Source organism: Paraburkholderia sp. BR13439, from assembly GCF_040948805.1.
Lineage (GTDB): Bacteria > Pseudomonadota > Gammaproteobacteria > Burkholderiales > Burkholderiaceae > Paraburkholderia > Paraburkholderia youngii.
In genome coordinates this window covers 185,619-204,817 of sequence record NZ_JBFPKN010000007.1, presented here as the reverse complement: position 1 = coordinate 204,817, position 19,199 = coordinate 185,619, and the positions used below count along the sequence as shown (strand labels likewise).

Genomic DNA, 19,199 nt, shown 5'->3' with positions numbered 1-19,199 from the left:
CATGCAGGAGCTGCCTGAATGACTCACGTTGTGACCGAAAGCTGCATCAAGTGCCGCTATACCGACTGCGTCGATGTGTGCCCGGTGGACTGCTTTCGCGAAGGTCCCAACTTCCTCGCGATCGACCCCGATGAATGCATCGACTGCGCCGTGTGCGTAGCCGAGTGCCCGGTGAACGCCATCTATGCCGAAGAAGACGTGCCGGGCGACCAGCAGGACTTCATCGCGCTAAACGCCGACCTGGCGAAAGCGTGGCCCAGCATCACGAAGACCAAGGCACCGCTGCCGGAAGCCGAGGAATTCAAGGACGTGAAGGAAAAGCTCGCGCTGCTCGCGCGCTGAGCAGGGCACGCCTGTCGCGTGCCCTGCCCGTTCAGAATTAATATGAAGATGAACGCAGAGGTATTGACAGGCGTTTAAGCCGCCTCTACAATTTCGCTTCTCTGCTGTTGTTGTTCTGTTCCTCGATAGCTCAGTCGGTAGAGCGCCGGACTGTTAATCCGTAGGTCCCTGGTTCGAGCCCAGGTCGAGGAGCCAAGAATTTCAAAAGCCCGTTAACCAAGACGGGTTTTTTTATGTAGATCAAGTTGTACTGCTGTTCCTCGATAGCTCAGTCGGTAGAGCGCCGGACTGTTAATCCGTAGGTCCCTGGTTCGAGCCCAGGTCGAGGAGCCAAAAAATTGAAAGGCCCGCATCCGTGCGGGCCTTTTTGTTTTTGCGCCCCGATCGCCCGCCTCACGCGCGCGGCACGTCGTTATACGATGGCGGCTTCACGGCGCGCGTTTCACCCCTCTCGCGCCGGCTCACTCCAGACACTCAACCGGCACGCTCATGAAATCCACCTCGCTACACATCGCGCTCACGGCGATCGGCGCCCTGCTGCTTTCTTCGGCGCACGGCGAAGAAATCGCCAGCGTCAATACGAATTTTCACGTTACAGGCTCCGACCGCGTGGTCGTCGAAGCCTATGACGATCCCGTCGTGCAAGGCGTCACCTGCTACGTGTCGCGGGCGCGGACCGGCGGCGTCAAAGGCACGCTCGGCATCGCCGAAGATCCGACCGAGGCGTCGATCGCGTGTCGCCAGGTCGGGGAGCTGCATTTCACCGGCCCCATCAAGCAGAAGGACGACGTGTTCTCGGTCAGCATGTCGCTGATCTTCAAGTCGCTGCACGTGGTGCGCGTGGTCGACACGAAGCGCAACGCGCTGGTCTATCTGACCTACAGCGACCGTGTGGTCAGCGGCAGCGCGAAAAACAGCGTGAGCGCCGTGCCGATGCCCACCGGCACGACGATTCCGCTCAAGTAACGCAAGTACCGTCAATTGACGGCGCGAGCGGCACGCGGCGCGACGCAGCGCGCCTGCGCGCCCGCCGCCGTCCCCGCCCACGACGCGTTAAACTGACCGGTCCAGCTGGACTTTCGTCATGACCGCCACCTCTCGTTTCCGCGATTCCGCCCGCTACTGGCGCACGCCGCTACTGCCCGGCGCGGATCTGCTCACCGCCGAATACCATGACCACGAGTTCGCGCCGCATTGGCACGACGCCTACACGATCCCGGTGATCGTCGCGGGTGCGGAATGCTATCGGTATCGCGGCGAGAACCATGTCGCCGAAGCGGGCAGCGTGCCGATCATCAATCCGGGCGAGTTGCATACGGGGTCGAAGGCGGTCGAGGCGGGCTGGCGGTATCGCGTGATGTATGCGCCGGTCGAGTTCCTCCGCGCGCTTGCCGACGAGGTTGCCGGCAAGCCGCAGGCGTTGCCGTGGTTTGCGCCCGGCGTGATCCGCGATCCCGATCTCGCGATGCGGCTGGCGCACGCCCACCGTCTGCTCGAAGCCGGCGACGACGCGCTCGCCGCCGAAGCCGCGATGCTCGACGCACTGTCAACCTTGCTGGTCCGCTATGCGCAGACGCGCCCCGCCTCCGCGCGCGTCGCGACCGACGACACCCGCGTCGCACTGATGCAGGAGCGGCTGACCGGTGACCTCGTCGAACCGGTGACGCTCGCCGAGGTCGCCAAGGCCGCGGGGCTGTCGCCGTTCCACGCGGCGCGGCTATTCACGCAATCAACCGGCCTGCCGCCTCATGCGTGGCGCAATCAGGTGCGCCTGCAGCGCGCGCTCGCGCCGTTGCGCGCCGGCGTCCCGGTGACCGAGGTCGCCGCCGCAAGTGGCTTCACCGATCAGAGCCATTTCACGCGGCATTTCCGGCGCATGTTCGGCGTGCCGCCGGGCCAATGGCAAGGAACGCAGCGCGGCTCGTAACGCGCGATGCCGCACCGCCGTCGCGTGCGCCGCACGCAGTGAGCATCGCGCCGCAATTCGCCTGTCTGCGCCAGCCCTTCATCAGCCATCCCCCGCTACGCCGTAGCCCCTGCCAGCAACCCGCCGCAAGAACGTACAAGTCCGAATGCCCGTCAGTCGCTATGCTTCCGAAATCAAGGAGGCTCAGATTGACCGATTCCACCCAAGGCCAGCCCACCCGCGGCAGCCATCTCAAAGAATGTGCCGCCGGCGCGCGCGACATCATCCCGATGATGGTCGGTGCCGCGCCGTTCGGCGTCATCTTCGGCACACTCGTGACGTCCGGCCCGCTGCATCTGTGGCACGGCCAGTTGATGTCGCTCGTCGTCTTCGCGGGTTCCGCACAGTTCATCGCGCTCGGGCTGATCGCCGGACATGCGAGCTTCGCCGTAGTCTGGGCGACCACGCTCGTCGTCAATCTGCGTCACGTGCTGTATAGCGCCACGCTCGCGCCGCACGTCGCGCATCTGCCGAAGCGCTGGCGCTGGGCGCTCGGCGCGCTGCTCACCGACGAAGTCTTCGCGGTCGCGTGGGAGCACTACCGGCATCGCGAGCCGGGCACCGTCGGTCCGTACTACTTCTTCGGCGCCGGCGCCGCGATGTATCTGAACTGGCAACTGTGGACCGTCGCCGGCCTGCTGTTCGGCGCGGCCTTCCCGGGCCTGCAGTCGCTCGGCCTCGACTTCGCGATGGTCGCGACGTTCATCGCGATCGTCGTGCCGCAACTGGTCGCGCTGCGCTATATCGCGGCGGCCGTCACCGCCGGCACGCTGGCGTTTTTCTGGCAAGCGTGGCCGTATAAGCTCGGCCTGCTGGGCGCGGTGTTCGCGGGAGTCGCGGTCGGCGTGCTGCTGTCGATGTCGCGTCTGAACCTGCGTGGCGCGGGCCGTCCGGTGGAGGCCACGCGATGAACTACGTCGTTCTGATCGTCGGCATGGCCGCGATTACGTGGTTGATCCGCGCGGCCGTGTTCGTGCTCGGCGAGCGCCTCGTGTTCCCGCCGCTGATGCGCACGGCGCTCAGCTTCGTGCCGGTCACCGTGCTGACCGCGATCATCGTCCCGATGGCCGTGTCGCCGCACGGCAACAACGCCGAGTTGACCTGGCGCAATCCGCAGCTGGTCGGCGCGCTCGCCGCGATCGTCGTCAGTGCCGTGACGCGCAGGCCGCTGCTGACGATCGCAGTCGGTCTCGTCGTGTTCTTCGTGTGGCAGTGCGTGGTGCTGAAGTAAGCGCGCCCTTTCTCCACGCTCATCACATCGTCAGCGGTCCGTCGACGCATCGCGGACCGCGCCCCTCTTTCCCGGGCGGCAGCGAGGCGCGCAAGCGCCCGAAGCACCCCTCCAAAGCCCGCAACCGTCGCCGGGCCGCCCTCAAGTTTCCCGCCACCCCGCCGATATGCAGTCGAGGTCCGCTCATCGGGAGTCGTCCCGTTGGTTACGCGGCAACAGCTTGAAATCGAGCGCGTCGGCAGCCGGCGTCGCGTCGCCTCGGTCCGGGAGTGACCGGGCGATCGTGCGACGGCGCGCCGCGCGCGGCCGCATTAAACGGGATAACACATGGGTCAAATCACCCTGAAACTGAAGGACGAGACCGTCGCGTCGCTGCGTAAAGACTTCGAGGCCTTTTTGCGGGTCTCGCTGAAGCTCGATCCGCAGTTCGCGACGCCGTCGTTCGAAGATTTCTTGCGCGCGAAGCTGCTCGACAACATGGTGCCGCTCACCGAGCACGCGGTGCAGCGAATGCTGCAAGGCGGCCAGTACGCGTGGGCCAAACGCACGCTCGACAAGGAGTTTCCCGACGTCGTGTCGATCCTGATGCGCCAGGCGAGCGAGTTCGGCTTCGGTTTCGCGGCGCGCTCGGAATGGACGCCCGAGGAGCTCACCAAGCAATGCCGCGACTGGGCCGCCGCGATCGTCAAGGAAGCGGAAGGCGACGCGACGCTGGTCGATCCGCTCGCCTCGCAGATCAAGAGCACGGTGCAGGACATCCAGGCGCTCGAGGAAGTGATGCAGACGCCGGCATGGCGGCTGGTCGAATCGCTGCGCCAGCGCGTCTACGAGGCGAAGATCGCGTGCGAGACGAGCGTCGGCAGCACCGCGCGCGAGAAGCTCGGCGAACTGCGTGGGCTGTTGCGGCTCGGCATTTCGCACGGCACGTTCCAGAAGCAGGAAGCGCAGCAGATCATGGAGTATCTGCGGCTTTTGAAGCCGGAGATTTTCGTCGAGGAGCCGTACGACGTGTTCTCGCGGCTCGCGGCATGGCTGCGCAATTTCTTCGTGCCGCCGCCTCCGGTCGCGCAGCAACAGCAGCGGCAGCCGCGTTGAGCTTCCGCTGACCCGAGCGGCGCCGGCCGCTCAGTCCCACATCTTCCTGAGCTTCGCCGCGATCTCGATCCTGGCCTGCGCGGCCGCGGCGAGCCCCGCCGCGCTCGGCGCGCTAGCCACCGGCACGCGCGGCCATGCGTAGGCGTCGAACAGCGGCAGCATCGGCGTGGCGATGAAGCGCGTGCGCGACGCCCACACATGGCGGTCGCCCAGATGGGTCTGGTTGTGCACGTAAAAGCGCTGTGGCACGACGATATGCAGGTCTTCCTTCGCGCGCGTCATCGCCACGTAGAGCAGGCGCCGCTCCTCGTCGATTTCCTCGTCGCTGCCGGTGCCCAGATCGGAAGGAATGCAGCCGTCGACGCCATTCAGCACGAACACGTTGCGCCACTCCTGGCCCTTCGCCGAATGGATCGTCGACAAGATCAGGTAATCCTCGTCGATCAGCGGCACGCCGGATTCGTCGCTGGTGGCGTCGGGCGGATCGAGCGTCAACTCGGTCAGGAAGCGCTCTCGCGACGGATAGGTACCCGCAATGCTTTCCATCTGCAGCAGGTCCGCGTGACGGATCGCGGCGTCCTCGTGATTGCGCTCCAGATGCGGCTCGTACCAGCGCCGCACCATCTCGAACTCGGCGGGCCACGGCGCTTGCCGGCCATACACGCTCGACATCAGCTTGACGAACGGATGCCAGTCTTCCTGCGCCCTTGCGGGCGCCGCAAACGCGGCGAGCACACCGCCCGCGGTCACGACCGGATCGCCGCCATCCGCGCGCGCGACGATGTCGTCGAGCACCTTCGCCGCGGTGGCCGGACCGACGCCCGGCAGCAACTGCACGACGCGAAAGCCGGCGACGCGGTCGCGCGGATTCTCGGCCCAGCGCAGCACCGCGAGCACGTCCTTCACGTGCACCGAGTCGAGAAATTTGAGCCCACCGAATTTGACGAACGGGATGTTGCGGCGCGTGAGCTCGATCTCGAGCGCGGCGCTGTGATGCGCGGCACGGAACAGCACCGCCTGCGACTTCAGCTTGACGCCCTGCTCGCGCGCTTCGAGCACCTGCTCGACGACGTAGCGAGCTTGCGCGGCGTCGTCGGCGACCGTGACGAGGCGCGGGCGCTGCGCCGACGCCTTGTCGGTCCACAGATTCTTCGTGTAGCGCTCGCTCGCAAGTTCGATCACCGCGTTCGACGCGGCGAGAATCGGCTCGGTGGAGCGATAGTTGCGCTCGAGCGTGACCTGCTTCGCGGGCGGCTCGAACTGCGTGGGGAAGTCGAGGATATTGCGCACGGTCGCGCCGCGAAACGAATAGATCGACTGCGCGTCGTCGCCGACCACGGTCAGGCCGCGGCCGTCCGGCTTCAGCGCGAGCAGGATCGACGCCTGCAGGCGGTTGGTGTCCTGGTATTCGTCGACCAGCACATGGTCGAAGCGTGCCGACAGATCGGCCGCGATGCTGGGCTCGGCGGTCATGTGCGACCAGTAGAGCAGCAGATCGTCGTAGTCGAGCACGCTCTGCTTCTGCTTGGCGTCGACGTACGCGGCGAATAGCCGGCGCAGATCGTCCTCCCACTCGCGACACCACGGAAACGCGCTGTCCAATACCTGTCCGAGCGATGCACCGGTGTTGACGACGCGCGAGTAGATCGCGAAGCAGGTGCCCTTCGCCGGAAAGCGCCGCTCTTTCGCGGACAGTCCGAGCTCGTGGCGCACGAGGTTCATCAGGTCCGCGGAGTCTTCGCGGTCGTTGATCGTGAACGCGGGCGCGAGGCCGATCAGATCCGCGTATTCGCGCAACAGCCGCGCGCCGACGCTGTGAAACGTGCCCGCCCACGTCAGCCCTTGCGCGAGCGCGGCGCGTGCACCGACGGTGGTAGCCGCGGCGCCGGTGATGCGTGTCACGCGGCGGGTCATTTCGAGCGCCGCGCGCCGCGAGAAGGTCAACAGCAGGATGCGCTGCGGATCGGCGCCCTTCACCACCAGATTAGCGACGCGATGCGCGAGCGTGTTGGTCTTGCCGGAGCCCGCGCCCGCGATCACGAGCAGTGCGCCGGGCAGCGCGTCTGGCGTGTCGGTCCCGTATTCGACGGCTTCGCGTTGAGCGTCGTTGAGCTTGGCGAGCCAGGCGGCGGTATCGAACGACGGAGCGGATTCGGCGACGGTGGACACTGAGCGGTTTTTGCGGATTGGATGGATTTTCAGGATGCGACGCATACTGTATATCCATACAACCCAATGCGACAAGCGCCCCTTTTTTGGGGCGCCTGCCTGGTGGTCTACGCCGCGCGCTACTACTGCTTCTTCGCGTCCTTCATGTTGGCCTCGGCGGCGGCCTTGTCGGCGTCGGCCTGCGCGTCGGTTTTGGTCTTGTCCGCTTTCGCCTGGGCGACCGCGGCTTTCTTGTCGGCCTTCGCCTGCTCTTTCGCGGCCTTCTTGTCCGCGTGCGTGGCGGGCGCCGAAGCCGGGTCGGCGGTCTGCGCGAGCACGGCCGATGACAGGCAAGCCGCGATCAGCGCGGCGTAAATGCGGGTTCGGCTGGAACGGTCGATGTTCATCTGGATTCTCCCTGAGGCACAGCTTGCAAAGTGCCAGACGCCCGCGGCGCGCGAGCCTCGCCGACCCACGCGCCGCGGCATCCAGCAGGGCTTAATGCTTGACGTCCACGCCGTCGGTCTGCGCGGCAGCCTGCCCTTCCATCTCCATCTTCATTTCGTTGTTGGCGCTCTGTTTGTCCGCCTTCTGGTTCAGCTTCGCGCCGCGCACCTGCTCCTTGTACTGGTCCTTCGCGGCCTTCTGCTCAGCCTTTAGTTCCGCTTTCGAGGACTTCTTCGCCGCGCGATACTCGGCGTTGGCCTTCGCGTCGGCGTCGCGCTTCTGTACGAACGGGTCGGTCGAGCCCGAAGCCGTCAGACGGCCCGGCGGCGGCGCGGCGACGCCTTGCGCGGCGGGCGCGCCCGGGACTTGCTGCATGCCTTGCGCCGACGGCGGGGCCTGCATGCCTTGAGCGCCGGCCGCGGACGGCGGCGCCATCTCGGCGGCCCCTTGGCTCTGGATCTGCGCCTGACCGCCGATGCCTGTTGCCGGCTGCGCGGTCTGCGCGACGGCGGACGTCGCGGCAAAAACGGTGAGGGCGGTACCGATCAGGAGCGTACGAATCTGGGTCATGGCTATCCTCTCTAGACTTAGTTGTGACACAGGCGGACTCTCTGGCGTCGTGATGACGGAATGGCCCACGCGCCCCGCCCGGTCTATGCGTCGCTGGATGGGTGGCCGGGGAGCGATCCCGGAATACCAGCGGGCTTTGCTGCTGAGGTGCACTTTAGGAGTGAAATCCGTCTGGTGCGACCAGCGTTACGGAACGTTTCACTTTCCGACGACTGAATAACATCTACTTTCATTTGCTTGCGCAATCCCCGAGCCGACGCGCCGCCGTGCACTTGCTTTATGATGCGAACCCCCAACGCGACCCGTGCCCAAGGTGCAAACGCCATGCCCAATCTCAATTTCACGCTGACCGGCGAGTACGTCGAACTCCACAATCTGCTGAAGATCACGGGCCTCGCGGATAGCGGCGGCTCCGCGAAGATGATGGTCGCGGACGGCGCCGTGATGGTCGATGGCCGGGTCGAGACCCGCAAGACCTGCAAGATCCGCGCGGGCCAGGTCGTGTTGCTCGGTGACACGCGGATCGCGGTCCACGAAGGCTGACGCCACTCCGGACATTCGCAGGACGCCGCGCACCGGAACTGTGCGTTGTCCATCGACATCGCCCGGGCGAGGCAATAAGCTGTCGGTTTCGACAGGTAAACGACGGACCGCGCCACGGGCGAGGAGTCGGCTGACCGGCTCGCCGCCGCGCCGCGGAATTTCTCCGCCCGCTGCCCCGCCGCCCCGCCACTCCATCGCCCGTCGGAGCGCGGCGCGATGCAATGCGGCGCCGCTTGCGCCCGCCTCTCGCTGTCGCCACTGCGGTTGCCGCCGCAGTTGCCAACTTTCTCCGCCAGGCATTCGATGACTCAACCCAGCTTCGCCCACGCGGCCAGCCGGCCGCCGACCCTATCCCGCCACGCGGCCGACACCGCGCGGCTCGCCGCGCCGCTCGCGATCGCGCAACTGTCGCAGATGGCGATGAGCGTGACCGACACGATCCTGCTCGGCTCGCTGGGCCCCGACGCGCTCGCCGCCGGCGGCCTCGGCGCGAACCTCTTTTTCGTGGTCGTCACGCTGCTGCAGGGCGTGCTGACGTCGGTCAGCGTCAGCGTCGCGCACGCGCGCGGCGCGCAGGACGACGGCCGCGTGCCGCATATCTACTGGACCGGTTTCTTGCTGTCGGTGCTGCTGGCGGTGCCGGCGTTCATTCTGTTGTCGTTCGCGTCGCACATCCTGCTCGCGTTCGGCGAGCCGGGCCTGCTCGCGCACAACGTCGGCCAATACGCCGCCGTGCTGCGCTGGGGCGCACCCGCGAGCCTGATCGGCGTCGGCCTGATGCGCTCGTTCCTGCCGGCGATCGGCGCGGCGCGGCGGCTGCTGTGGGTGTCGATCGTGAGCGTCGGCGTAAACGGCTTTCTGAACTACGGGCTGATTCACGGCGCGTATGGGCTGCCGCGGCTCGGCTTTCTCGGCTCGGCGGCCGCGACCACGATCACCGTGTGGCTGACCGCGCTCGTGCTGATGGCGCTGCTGCATCTGCGGCCGCGCTTCCGGCATTTTGTCGTCGCGACGCGGCCGAAGCTGCCGCTGATGGGCGAGCTGTTCGGCATCGGTTGGCCGGTCGCGATCACCTACGGCGTCGAGTCGACGCTGTTCCTTGCCACCGGCCTGATGGTCGGCCTGCTCGGCGAATCGCAACTGGCCGCGCATCAGATCGCGCTGAACGTCGCGTCGGTCGCGTTCATGGTGCCGCTGTCGATCGGCCAGGCGGCCAATGTGCGGGTCGGCTACTGGGCCGGCGCCGGTCAGCCGCTCGCCGCGCGCCACGCGGGCTTCGTCGCGCTCGCGCTCGGCGTCGGCTTCATGTCGATGTCGGGTCTCGTGCTGATCACCGCGCCGCATTGGATCGTCGGCCTGTATCTGCATCTCGACGATCCCGCCAACGCGCCGACCATCGCGCTCGCCAGTTCGCTGCTCGGCGTGGCGGCGATCTTCCAGATCGTCGACGGAATGCAGGCGGTAGGCTCCGGCTGTCTGCGCGGCCTGAAAGACACCCGCATCCCGATGATCGCCGCCGCGTTCGGCTACTGGGTGATCGGCTTTCCGACCGGCTATCTGCTCGCGTTTCATGCCGGCCTCGGCGCGCGCGGCTTGTGGTGGGGGCTGGCGGCAGGCCTCGCGAGCGTCGCGCTGCTGATGACACTGCGTTTTCACAGGCTGAGCGGGCAGCAACCGCCGGCGGTGGCGTCAGCCCCACCGCCCGCGCACTCGGTTTGAGGAAGCAGCGGCAAGTCTCACTCCTGAAGCACTCACTGTAAAAGGTAAAACGCCCGCCGCTGCACGCAAGCGCTAACCCGCGCTCACGCGCCAGGAACCGCACGACGGCGCGCCTCACCAAGGCAAAAGCCGGACTGGCGCGGCCGGAGCACCCACCATTGCCCGCGACGCGTGCGGCTTCGATTGGCCGCGCGTGTTTGCCGCGCTTTCGCCACGGCGCTTGCCGTAGCCGCTTCACCCGCTTCGGCGCGACGAACGCCGCAACGCCAGCCGACACCCGGCCGCGCCTCGGCCCCCGCTTTCTCGCGATACAACATAACCAAGGACCACCCGCCATGCTTGCCCGCGTCACCCGCCTGTTCCCGCTCTGGGCCGTGCTCGTCTCGGTCGCCGCGTACTTCTCGCCGGCCTCGTTTTCCGGCGTCGCGCCGCACGTCACCACGCTCCTCACGATCATCATGCTGGCGATGGGCGTCACGCTGTCGGCCGGCGATTTCCTGCGCGTGTTCACGCGCGCCGCGCCCGTGATCGCCGGCATCGCGCTGCACTACCTCGTGATGCCGCTCGCCGCATGGGTCATCGCGAAGGCACTGCGCATGCCGCCCGACCTGACCGCCGGCATGGTGCTGGTTGGCAGCGTTGCGAGCGGCACCGCGTCGAATGTGATGATTTATCTCGCGCGCGGCGACGTCGCGTTGTCGGTGACGATCAGCGCGCTGTCGACGCTCGTCGGCGTATTCGCGACGCCGCTGCTCACGCGCCTTTACGTCGACGCGTCGATCGCCGTCGATGTGCACGGAATGCTGATGAGCATCCTGCGATCGTCGCGCTGCCGATCGTCGTCGGTCTCGTCGTCAATCATCTGTTCGGTAAGCTCGTGCGCAAGATCGAACCGATCCTGCCGCTCGTCTCGATGGTCGCGATCGTGCTGATCATCGGCGCGGTGGTGGGCGGCACGCAGAAGAGCATCGCGTCGGTGGGCTTCCTCGTGATGGTCGGCGTCGTGCTGCACAACGGCATCGGCCTGCTCGGCGGCTATTGGGGCGGCCGTCTGCTCGGGTTCGACGAAGCCGTCTGCCGGACGCTCGCGATCGAAGTCGGCATGCAGAACCCCGGCCTCGCCGCGACGCTCGGCAAGCTCTACTTCACGCCGATCGCCGCGCTGCCAGGCGCGCTGTTCTCGGTCTGGCACAACCTGTCGGGTTCGCTGCTCGCGGGCGTGTGGGCGGGCCGACCGGCGAAAGGCTCGACGCATCCCGATGGCGAGCGCGCGCTGCACGTCGAGCGCGCCTGATACCGCCTCCGCGCGCCGCGGTTTGCAGCAGGTGATCGATCACCGAACCGCGGTGCCCTCGCGACCAACGCGCGGCACTCCGCTGCGTTTGCCGACGTACGCGGAACCCGCCCCAATTCCCTTAGAATGGTTTTCTCGACAGCGTGCACAGGCCTTCGCTGTCGCCACGCGAAAAGCTTGCAACAAGGGGAAAACAGCGTGCAGGGCCAATTCGAACAACATCGGCGGGCCGCGCGCCGCCGCTCGATAGTCAGCACAACGAGGCAAATGTTCCTGCTCTGTTGCGCGGCGGCATTTTTGACCGCCTGCGCGACGAAGCCGCCCGCCACCGCGTTCGACCGCCAGGTGACGCACGCGCTGCCGGCCACCGCCGATACGCCGCTGCGCGAAGCGCTCGCGCCGCTCGAGGCGAAGCATCCGGAGCAGTCGGGTTTCCGTGTGCTGGCGAACGGCACCGACGCGCTGCAGATGCGCATCGCGCTCGCGCGCGCGGCGACCAAAACCCTCGACATGCAGTACTACATTGCCAACGAGGACACCACCGGCAAGCTGCTGCTCGGCGCCGCGTTATATGCGGCCGATCACGGCGTGCGGGTGCGCATGCTGGTCGATGACCTGAACTTCAAGGACATCGACCGCATCATGGCGGGCCTGGACACGCACGAGAACATCGAGATCCGCGTATTCAACCCGTTCGGCAGCGCGCAGGAAGGCTTGTTCGAGCGCACCGCGAACCTGTTCACGCAGATCGGCCACTTCACGCGCCGCATGCACAACAAGGCGATGATCGCGGACAACCAGCTTGCGATCGTCGGCGGTCGCAACCTGGGCGACGAGTACTTCAGCGCGAGTGAAACGCTGCAGTTCCGCGACCTCGACGTGCTCGCGGCGGGCCCGCTCGTCGCCGACGTCTCCGCGAGTTTCGACGACTACTGGAACAGCGAGCTCGCCTATCCGCTGCGTGCGCTGAACAAGCAGAAGTTCGACCAGAAGGAACTCGACCAGACGCGCGACGACCTGCGCCATCACTGGCGCTCCAACGCCGATCCGTACAACGCGAAACCGCTGAACGCAACGCCGCTTGCCGCGCAGATCACGAGCGAGCAGCTCGGCCTCACCTGGGCGGACGCGGAATTCAGGGTGGACCTGCCGGAGAAGATCGAGCATCCGTCGCCGGACTACGTGAGCCCGCCGCTCGCGCGGCTGCGCGAACTGATGCGCGACGCGCAGCACGATTTCCTGATCGTGTCGCCCTACTTCGTGCCGCACGCCGCGGGGGTGCAGGCAGCCAGCGAGCTCACGCATCGCGGCATCCGTATCGCGGTGCTGACCAACTCGCTCGCAGCCACCGACGCGGTCGCCGTGCAGGCCGGCTACAGTCCGTTTCGCGTGCCGCTGCTGAAGGCCGGTGTCGAGCTGTACGAATTCAGGCCGCGCCAGGAAACGCCGAACGTCGGGCTGGTCGGCTCGCGTTCGCGCGCGAGCCTGCATGCGAAAGCCTACGTGATCGACCACCAGATACTCGTGATCGGCTCGATGAACCTCGATCCGCGCTCGGCCAATCTGAACACCGAGCTGGCGCTCGTGATCCACAGCCCCGAACTGGCGAATCAGGTCGCGAGAATCTTCGAGCGCGGGACCCAGCCGGAGCAGAGCTACCACGTAACGCTCGCCGACTCGGCCCAGCTCGCCTATCTGCGCTCGATCGGCGCGCCGCTGTCGCCGCTCGTCTGGACCGACGTCGAGAACGGCGAGACACGCACCTACATTTTCGATCCGCAGGCCGGTTTTTACCGGAATGTGCTAACCGGTCTATTCTCCTTATTGCCTGTCAACTCGGAACTTTGAGACGCGGAGTCAACCATGACTGAAGACGTACGGATGGAGCGCGACACCTTCGGCGAAATCGCGGTGCCGAACGCTCGCCTGTGGGGTGCGCAGACGCAGCGCTCGCTGCAGAACTTCAAGATCTCGACGGAAAAGCAGTCGCCCGAACTGATCACCGCGCTCGCGGTGATCAAGCGCGCGGCCGCCGAAGTCAATCTCGGCCTCGGGGTGCTCGACGAGCAGAAGGCGCGCGCGATCATGCAGGCGGCCGACGAGATCATCGACGGCAAGCATCCGGGCGAATTTCCGCTCGCGGTCTGGCAGACCGGCTCGGGCACGCAGACCAACATGAACCTCAACGAGGTGATCGCGAACCGCGCGAGCGAACTGCTCGGCGGCGAGCGCGGCGAAGCGCGCAAGGTGCATCCGAACGATGACGTGAATCGCGGGCAGTCGTCGAACGACGTGTTTCCGACCGCGATGCACGTGGCCGCCGCGGACGCGATCGTCAAGCATCTGCTGCCCGCGCTGAAAACGTTGCGCGATACGCTCGACGGCAAGGCGAAAGCGTTTACCGATATCGTCAAGATCGGCCGCACGCACCTGCAGGATGCGACGCCGCTCACGCTCGGCCAGGAATTCTCCGGCTATGTCGCGCAGCTCGAGCATGGCATCCGGCACGTCGAGTCGGCGCTGCCGCACCTGTACGAGCTCGCGCAGGGCGGCACCGCGGTCGGCACGGGACTGAACGCGCATCCGAAGTTCGCCGACAGCGTCGCCGCCGCGATCGGCAAGCTGACCGGTTTGCCGTTCGTGTCGGCGCCGAACAAGTTCGAGGTAATGGCCGCGGCCGACGCGCTCGTCTTCGCGCACGGCGCGCTCAAAACGGTAGCGGCGAGCCTGAACAAGATCGCCAACGACATCCGCTGGCTCGCGAGCGGCCCGCGCTGCGGTCTCGGCGAGCTGTCGATCCCCGAAAACGAGCCGGGCAGCTCGATCATGCCGGGCAAGGTCAATCCGACCCAGTCCGAAGCACTGACGATGCTGTGCGCACAGGTGTTCGGCAATGACGTCGCGGTGAACATCGGCGGCGCGAGCGGCAACTTCGAGCTGAACGTGTTCCGGCCGATGATCGCGCACAACCTGCTGCAGTCGGTGCGCCTGCTCGCCGATGGCGCGCAGAGCTTCAACGACAACTGCGCGGTCGGCATCGAGCCGAATCACGAGCGCATCGATACCTTGCTGAACGAATCGCTGATGCTGGTCACGGCGCTCAATCCGCACATCGGCTACGACAAGGCCGCGCAGATCGCGAAAAAGGCGCACAAGGAAGGCACGACGCTGAAGGCGTCGGCACTGGCGCTCGGCTATGTCACCGAGCAGCAGTTCGACGAGTGGGTGCGACCGAACGATATGGTCGGACGCACGGCATGATGCTCCGCGAGGCGGCGTGACAGATGGCGCGCAAACGGGCGCGCCGCGCGCCGCCTCGCTGCGCTCAGATTTTTCCCTGCGCGACTTCTTCCGGCTTCAGTTCGACGATCGCGTCGAGCGCTTCCTTCACGTCCATCGCGTACCTGGCGAGGCGCTTCTGCTCCTCGGTCTCCGGCAAGAAGGCCGGGACCGGCACCGGATGGCCGTTCTCGTTGACGGCGACCATCACGACGAGACAGTCGGTGGTCTGCAGCAGTTCACCGCCCTTCGGGTCGCCCGCGTGCACCGACACGTGGATGTGCATGCTGGTGCGGCCCGTGGCGACGACGCGCGCGCGCAGTTCGACCAGATTGCCGACGAGAATCGGCCGACGAAAACGGATATTGCCGACGCTGACCGTCACGCAATAGCGCCCCGACCATACCGCCGCGCATGCGTAGGCGGTTTCGTCGATCCACTTCATCAGCGCGCCGCCGTGCACCTTGCCGCCGAAGTTGACCGAGGTCGGCTCGGCGAGAAAGCGGAAGGTGGTTTCCGAACGGTCCAGCGGTGCGGTGGGAACAGTGCTCATCTTGACTCCGGTCAATCGGATGCATTGAAAGGAGGCGATTATACGAGCGCAATATTGCGCGCGGCGCGGCGTCGCATGGAAGACGCGGCGCGCGGCACGCCGATGGGCCGGCGGTCGGCCTAGTTGTGAAAGGTGATCCCTTGGTCGATGGTGCCGTACATGCTGATGCTGCCGCTGCCGGCCGAGCCCGAGCCGGCTCCGCCCCCTGCGCAGGCGGTAAACAGCAGAACCGTCGCGGCGACGGCCAGAAGCGTTTTCATCACATCGAATTCCTGCCAGAACAGGCTTCGATTCTAGCCTGGCGGCACGAGACGGCGCGGGAACGCGGGCGAGCGTGACACGTCCTTCACATTGATTGTTCATGCAAAGCTGAAACATCGAATACCTGCTGCGCGTAGAGTAGGAATCGTGGCGGCGCACTTTGCCGCCCCTTCAGGAGATTCGCGATGACCGCCCCCCTCTTGGACGACCAGAACCACTTCCCCGGCCTGAGCCGCATCGGCGCGCTACTCGCCGATCCCGGCCGCGCCGCGATGCTGTGGGCGCTGATGGACGGCAGCGCGCGCCCCGCGGGCGAACTGACGATGATCGCGGGGCTGTCGCCATCGGCGGCGAGCGCCCATCTCGGACGGCTCACCGACGGCGGGCTGCTCGCGCTCGAAGTGCGCGGCCGGCATCGCTATTTCCGTATCGCGTCGGCGGACATCGCCGCATCGATCGAAGCACTCGCGAACGTCGCGCAAGTCAGCGCGCCGCAGCGCTCCGTGCCGCGTCCGGCACGCACCGTGCCGCTGGAAATGCGCTTTGCGCGCACCTGCTACGACCACATGGCCGGCGAGCTGTCGGTGCGGATATTCGAGCGCATGCTCGAGCGCGGGTTGCTGACGCAAAACGGCGCCTCGCTCGAAGCGACCGCGCAGGGCGCCGCCCGCTTCGCCGACTGGGGCATCGACCTCGCCGCGCAGAAGACCCGGCGGCGGCGCTTCGCGTGCACCTGCCTCGACTGGAGCATGCGCCGGCCGCATCTGGGCGGCGCGCTCGGCGCGGCGTTGCTCGACGCGTGGTCGGCGCATGGCTGGGTCGAGCGGACGGAGCGGCCGCGCGTGCTGCGCGTCACGCCGGCCGGCCATCAGCAATTCGATGCGTTTCTGGCCGGATAGACCGCTGAACAGGCTTTGCCGCGGAGCCGCGGGACCCACGCGAGACCCGCGCGAGACCTTTTGTTACAGGCGAGCGAATCCACCTTACAAATGTGCGGGCCTTGAAACATAGGCGGCAGGTACAGTGACTGAACGGACCCGGCCGATTGCCGCGTCCGCCGGAGATCAGTCATGACACACGCCAAGCAACCCGTGCGGCAAGCGGGGATTCATCGCCGGATCAGCGGCTATACGCTGATCGCGGCCGCGGTCGTCGCGCTCGCCGCGCAAACCGCTCTCGCGCAGGAAGCGCCACCTGCGCCACCAGCCGCGGTAGCCGTCGGGTCGGGCGGCGAAGCGTCCGGGGGCGATCCGCCTGGGCGCATCGCGCGTCTGAACTACACGGCCGGGGCCGTGACCACCGAGCCCGCCGGCGCGACCGACTGGTCGTATGCCCAGATCAATCGGCCGCTGACGACCGGCGACCAGCTGTGGAACGACCGGAACGCCCGCTCCGAGCTGCACATCGGCTCGACCGCGGTGCGCCTCGGCCAGAACACGAGCCTCGACGTGCTCAACCTCGACGACTCGACCGCGCAACTGAAAGTCGCGCAAGGCACGCTGTCGACACGCGTGCGCGAACTCGCGCCGGGGTCGTCGTATGAAATCGACACGCCGAATCTTGCGCTCGGCGTGAACGGTCCCGGCGACTACCGCGTCGACGTCGCGCCCGACGGCAGCAGCACGACCGTCACCGTGCGCAGCGGCAGCGCAATCGCTTACGGCGACGGCGGCCAGGTGCCGATTGCGGCGGGTCAGCAGATCCGCTTTGCCGGCACCAACCTGCAGCAACTCGCCGACAACCGCGCGCCCGCCGCCGACGAGCTCGACCAATGGGCCGCCAGCCGCGACGCCACCGAAGACCGCTCGCCGTCGGCGCGCTACGTGTCGCGCGACATCCCCGGCTACGAGGATCTCGATGCCAACGGCACATGGCGCGAGACGCCGCAGTACGGCGCAGTGTGGGTGCCGAACGCGACGCCGGCCGGCTGGGCGCCGTATCACGACGGCCACTGGGTCTGGCAGGCGCCGTGGGGCTGGACCTGGGTCGACGACCAGCCTTGGGGCTTCGCGCCGTACCACTACGGCCGCTGGGCCGACATCGACGGCGCGTGGGCCTGGGTGCCAGGTCCGCTCGAAGCGGACGTGGCGCCGTCCTACGCGCCGGCGCTGGTCGCGTTCGTCGGTGATGACGACGGCGGCGCCGACTGGGGTGTCAACCTGGCGGTCGGCGGCGTCATCGCGGCGGGGGTCGCGTGGTTTCCGCTCGGGCCGGGCGAGCCGTGGCATCCGCATTGGGGCGATCACGATCGCTGGAGCGCCGGTTATTACAACCGCGTGAACCGCGCGACGATCTACAACGACTACCACCGCAACGTGAACACGTACGTGAACTATCGCGTGCCGGGCTGTGTGACGGCCGTGCCGGCGACCGCGTTCGTGCACGGTCAGCCGGTCCGACGCTTCTCGCAGAAGGTCGACCCGGCGCAGTGGCGCAACGCGCGAATCAATCCGGGCGCACCGGGGATCGCGCCGGTGCGCGAAAGCTTCGGGTCGGATCTGCGGCGCGCGAACTATCGGCCACCGGCGAGCGTCGCCGGCCGGCCGGTCGTCGCGACCCGCAATCCCGTCATGCCCGCCGCTTTCCACGACGAACTCGCGCAGCGCTTCGCGCAAAGCGGCGGCCGGGTGCCCGGCGGCGGCCAGCCGGTCGTGCGCACCTCGGTACCCGCGCATATGACCGGTGCACCTGGCGCGCTGCCGATGGCGAACGTGCGGGTCGTGCAATCGCATGTGCCGGGACGTCCGCCGGGGATGGCGGCAGGTGCGCCTGGTACACCTGGCGCAATGGGCGGCAACGCGCCGCATGGCGTCGAACAGGCCGGTCAGCGGCCCGGCGAAGCTGGCGCCGTGGTGCCGCGTGGCGAGGCGCCTCCGCAAGCGCGTGCGGGCATGCCGCCGCAGATGGTCGGCAACGGGCGTCCGCCGCAGCCCGGCGAGAGCGGGCTCGTGGGCAATCTGGGCCGTCCGTCGAACGGTGTGCCGCGGCCACCGCAAGCAGTCGGCGCTAATCCAGCCGACGCGGCAGCGCACGCAGGGCAGCACGGCGCGCCGCAGGAATGGGGCGCGGTCGGCAGGTCTCAGCCCGCATGGACGCAGCCGCATCCGCCGATGGCGCAGCGGGCGCCGCGCATGGAACAGCCCGGCCACCCGCAACAGCCGAGCTTAGCGCCGCAGTCCGGTGTGCCGCATCCGCCGGAAAACCCGGCCGCGCAGCAACAGGCGCGTGGGTCGAACTGGCATCCGCCTGCGATGCAACAGGCGCCGCGCGCCGTCCCGCCGCAGCAACCGCGTGCCGAACCACAAATGCAGCAGGCGCAACAGCCGCATTTCGAATCGCATCCGCAGCCGATGCCGCAAGCCCCTCGGCCCGAGCCGCAGTTGCAGCAGGCGCAGCAGCCGCATTTCGAGCCGCGTCCGCAGCCGATGCCGCAAGCTCCTCGGCCCCAGCCGCAATTCCAGCAGGCGCAGCAGCCGCATTTCGAGCCGCGTCCACAGCCGATGCCGGTGCCGCAAGCCCGGCCAGAGCCGCGTCCGCAGATGCAGATGCAGCAGCCACGCCCCGAACCGCGGCCCCAGCCAGTGCAGCAGCCACGTCCGCAACCCCAGCCGCAACCGCAGCACGCCGAGCAGCACCAGGGCGGCGGCAATCGCGACGACCATCACAGGAGCTGAGCAGGACACCTGCCGTTCCGGCAACGAAAAAGCCCCGCGACACACGCCATCGCGGGGCTTTTCTATATCGGACGGGA

At 67.3% G+C, this 19,199-nt stretch carries 17 protein-coding genes, 2 tRNA genes and 1 pseudogene; 15 read left to right on the top strand and 5 right to left on the bottom strand.

The window, feature by feature from the left end; all coding sequences use genetic code 11:
* Nucleotides 1–18 precede the first annotated feature (18 nt).
* The 8 genes from fdxA (at nt 19) to AB3X96_RS16595 (ending at nt 4,634) form a co-directional block, all read left to right on the top strand.
* A complete protein-coding gene (gene fdxA / locus AB3X96_RS16630) occupies nt 19–342 on the top strand; it encodes a ferredoxin FdxA (RefSeq protein WP_090801209.1) in 324 nt (107 codons plus the stop codon).
* Between the two features lie 119 nt (nt 343–461).
* Nucleotides 462–537, top strand: a tRNA-Asn gene (locus tag AB3X96_RS16625).
* 62 nt (nt 538–599) lie between these two features.
* A tRNA-Asn gene (locus AB3X96_RS16620) sits at nt 600–675 on the top strand.
* Nucleotides 676–831: 156 nt separating this feature from the next.
* Nucleotides 832–1,308: a CreA family protein gene (locus tag AB3X96_RS16615; RefSeq protein ID WP_176105438.1), complete on the top strand. Its 477-nt coding sequence runs from the start codon at nt 832–834 to the stop codon at nt 1,306–1,308.
* A 118-nt stretch (nt 1,309–1,426) separates the two neighbouring features.
* Nucleotides 1,427–2,269, top strand: a complete 843-nt coding sequence (locus tag AB3X96_RS16610) for an AraC family transcriptional regulator (RefSeq protein ID WP_368590544.1) — start codon at nt 1,427–1,429, stop codon at nt 2,267–2,269.
* A gap of 188 nt (nt 2,270–2,457) precedes the next feature.
* A complete protein-coding gene (locus tag AB3X96_RS16605; RefSeq protein ID WP_368590543.1) occupies nt 2,458–3,219 on the top strand; it encodes an AzlC family ABC transporter permease in 762 nt (253 codons plus the stop codon).
* The gene (locus AB3X96_RS16600; RefSeq protein WP_176105435.1) at nt 3,216–3,539 is read left to right on the top strand and encodes an AzlD domain-containing protein; all 324 of its coding nucleotides are present in this window, start codon (nt 3,216–3,218) and stop codon (nt 3,537–3,539) included. Before AB3X96_RS16605 ends, AB3X96_RS16600 begins: the two co-directional genes overlap by 4 nt.
* Before the next feature lie 327 nt (nt 3,540–3,866).
* Nucleotides 3,867–4,634, top strand: coding sequence for a DUF4088 family protein (locus AB3X96_RS16595; protein ID WP_176105434.1), 768 nt, complete (start codon nt 3,867–3,869; stop codon nt 4,632–4,634).
* A gap of 30 nt (nt 4,635–4,664) precedes the next feature.
* Here AB3X96_RS16595 and AB3X96_RS16590 read toward each other — a convergent pair whose 3' ends face one another.
* From AB3X96_RS16590 to AB3X96_RS16580, 3 genes are all read right to left on the bottom strand, one after another.
* Nucleotides 4,665–6,803 carry an ATP-dependent helicase gene (locus AB3X96_RS16590; protein ID WP_368590626.1) on the bottom strand — a complete coding sequence of 713 codons (2,139 nt, stop codon included), beginning with the start codon at nt 6,801–6,803 and terminating at the stop codon, nt 4,665–4,667.
* Nucleotides 6,804–6,925: 122 nt separating this feature from the next.
* On the bottom strand, nt 6,926–7,189 hold the full coding sequence (locus tag AB3X96_RS16585) for a hypothetical protein (protein ID WP_368590542.1): 264 nt from the start codon (nt 7,187–7,189) through the stop codon (nt 6,926–6,928).
* A gap of 91 nt (nt 7,190–7,280) precedes the next feature.
* Nucleotides 7,281–7,799: a hypothetical protein gene (locus AB3X96_RS16580; RefSeq protein WP_368590541.1), complete on the bottom strand. Its 519-nt coding sequence runs from the start codon at nt 7,797–7,799 to the stop codon at nt 7,281–7,283.
* A 324-nt stretch (nt 7,800–8,123) separates the two neighbouring features.
* Here AB3X96_RS16580 and AB3X96_RS16575 point away from each other — a divergent pair, with 324 nt between their 5' ends.
* From AB3X96_RS16575 to fumC, 5 genes and pseudogenes are all read left to right on the top strand, one after another.
* Nucleotides 8,124–8,342, top strand: a complete 219-nt coding sequence (locus tag AB3X96_RS16575; RefSeq protein ID WP_013090085.1) for an RNA-binding S4 domain-containing protein — start codon at nt 8,124–8,126, stop codon at nt 8,340–8,342.
* 303 nt (nt 8,343–8,645) lie between these two features.
* Nucleotides 8,646–10,061, top strand: a complete 1,416-nt coding sequence (locus AB3X96_RS16570) for an MATE family efflux transporter (RefSeq protein WP_368590540.1) — start codon at nt 8,646–8,648, stop codon at nt 10,059–10,061.
* Between the two features lie 335 nt (nt 10,062–10,396).
* Nucleotides 10,397–11,355 (top strand): annotated as a pseudogene (locus tag AB3X96_RS16565) (bile acid:sodium symporter family protein).
* 267 nt (nt 11,356–11,622) lie between these two features.
* The gene (locus tag AB3X96_RS16560) at nt 11,623–13,203 is read left to right on the top strand and encodes a phospholipase D family protein (RefSeq protein ID WP_368590539.1); all 1,581 of its coding nucleotides are present in this window, start codon (nt 11,623–11,625) and stop codon (nt 13,201–13,203) included.
* 15 nt (nt 13,204–13,218) lie between these two features.
* Nucleotides 13,219–14,616 carry a class II fumarate hydratase gene (gene fumC / locus AB3X96_RS16555; protein WP_176124199.1) on the top strand — a complete coding sequence of 466 codons (1,398 nt, stop codon included), beginning with the start codon at nt 13,219–13,221 and terminating at the stop codon, nt 14,614–14,616.
* A gap of 64 nt (nt 14,617–14,680) precedes the next feature.
* On the opposite strand, the gene AB3X96_RS16550 is transcribed toward fumC, so the two are convergent.
* Together AB3X96_RS16550 and AB3X96_RS16545 are read right to left on the bottom strand one after the other, a co-directional pair.
* Nucleotides 14,681–15,187 (bottom strand): acyl-CoA thioesterase, encoded by a 507-nt coding sequence (locus AB3X96_RS16550; RefSeq protein WP_176105428.1) that lies wholly within the window; start codon nt 15,185–15,187, stop codon nt 14,681–14,683.
* Nucleotides 15,188–15,306: 119 nt separating this feature from the next.
* A complete protein-coding gene (locus AB3X96_RS16545) occupies nt 15,307–15,447 on the bottom strand; it encodes a hypothetical protein (RefSeq protein WP_176105427.1) in 141 nt (46 codons plus the stop codon).
* A 186-nt stretch (nt 15,448–15,633) separates the two neighbouring features.
* Between AB3X96_RS16545 and AB3X96_RS16540 the strand changes: the two genes are divergently transcribed.
* Both AB3X96_RS16540 and AB3X96_RS16535 read left to right on the top strand, forming a co-directional pair.
* The gene (locus tag AB3X96_RS16540) at nt 15,634–16,347 is read left to right on the top strand and encodes an ArsR/SmtB family transcription factor (RefSeq protein ID WP_368590538.1); all 714 of its coding nucleotides are present in this window, start codon (nt 15,634–15,636) and stop codon (nt 16,345–16,347) included.
* Nucleotides 16,348–16,518: 171 nt separating this feature from the next.
* A complete protein-coding gene (locus tag AB3X96_RS16535) occupies nt 16,519–19,122 on the top strand; it encodes a DUF6600 domain-containing protein (protein WP_368590537.1) in 2,604 nt (867 codons plus the stop codon).
* Nucleotides 19,123–19,199 lie beyond the last annotated feature (77 nt).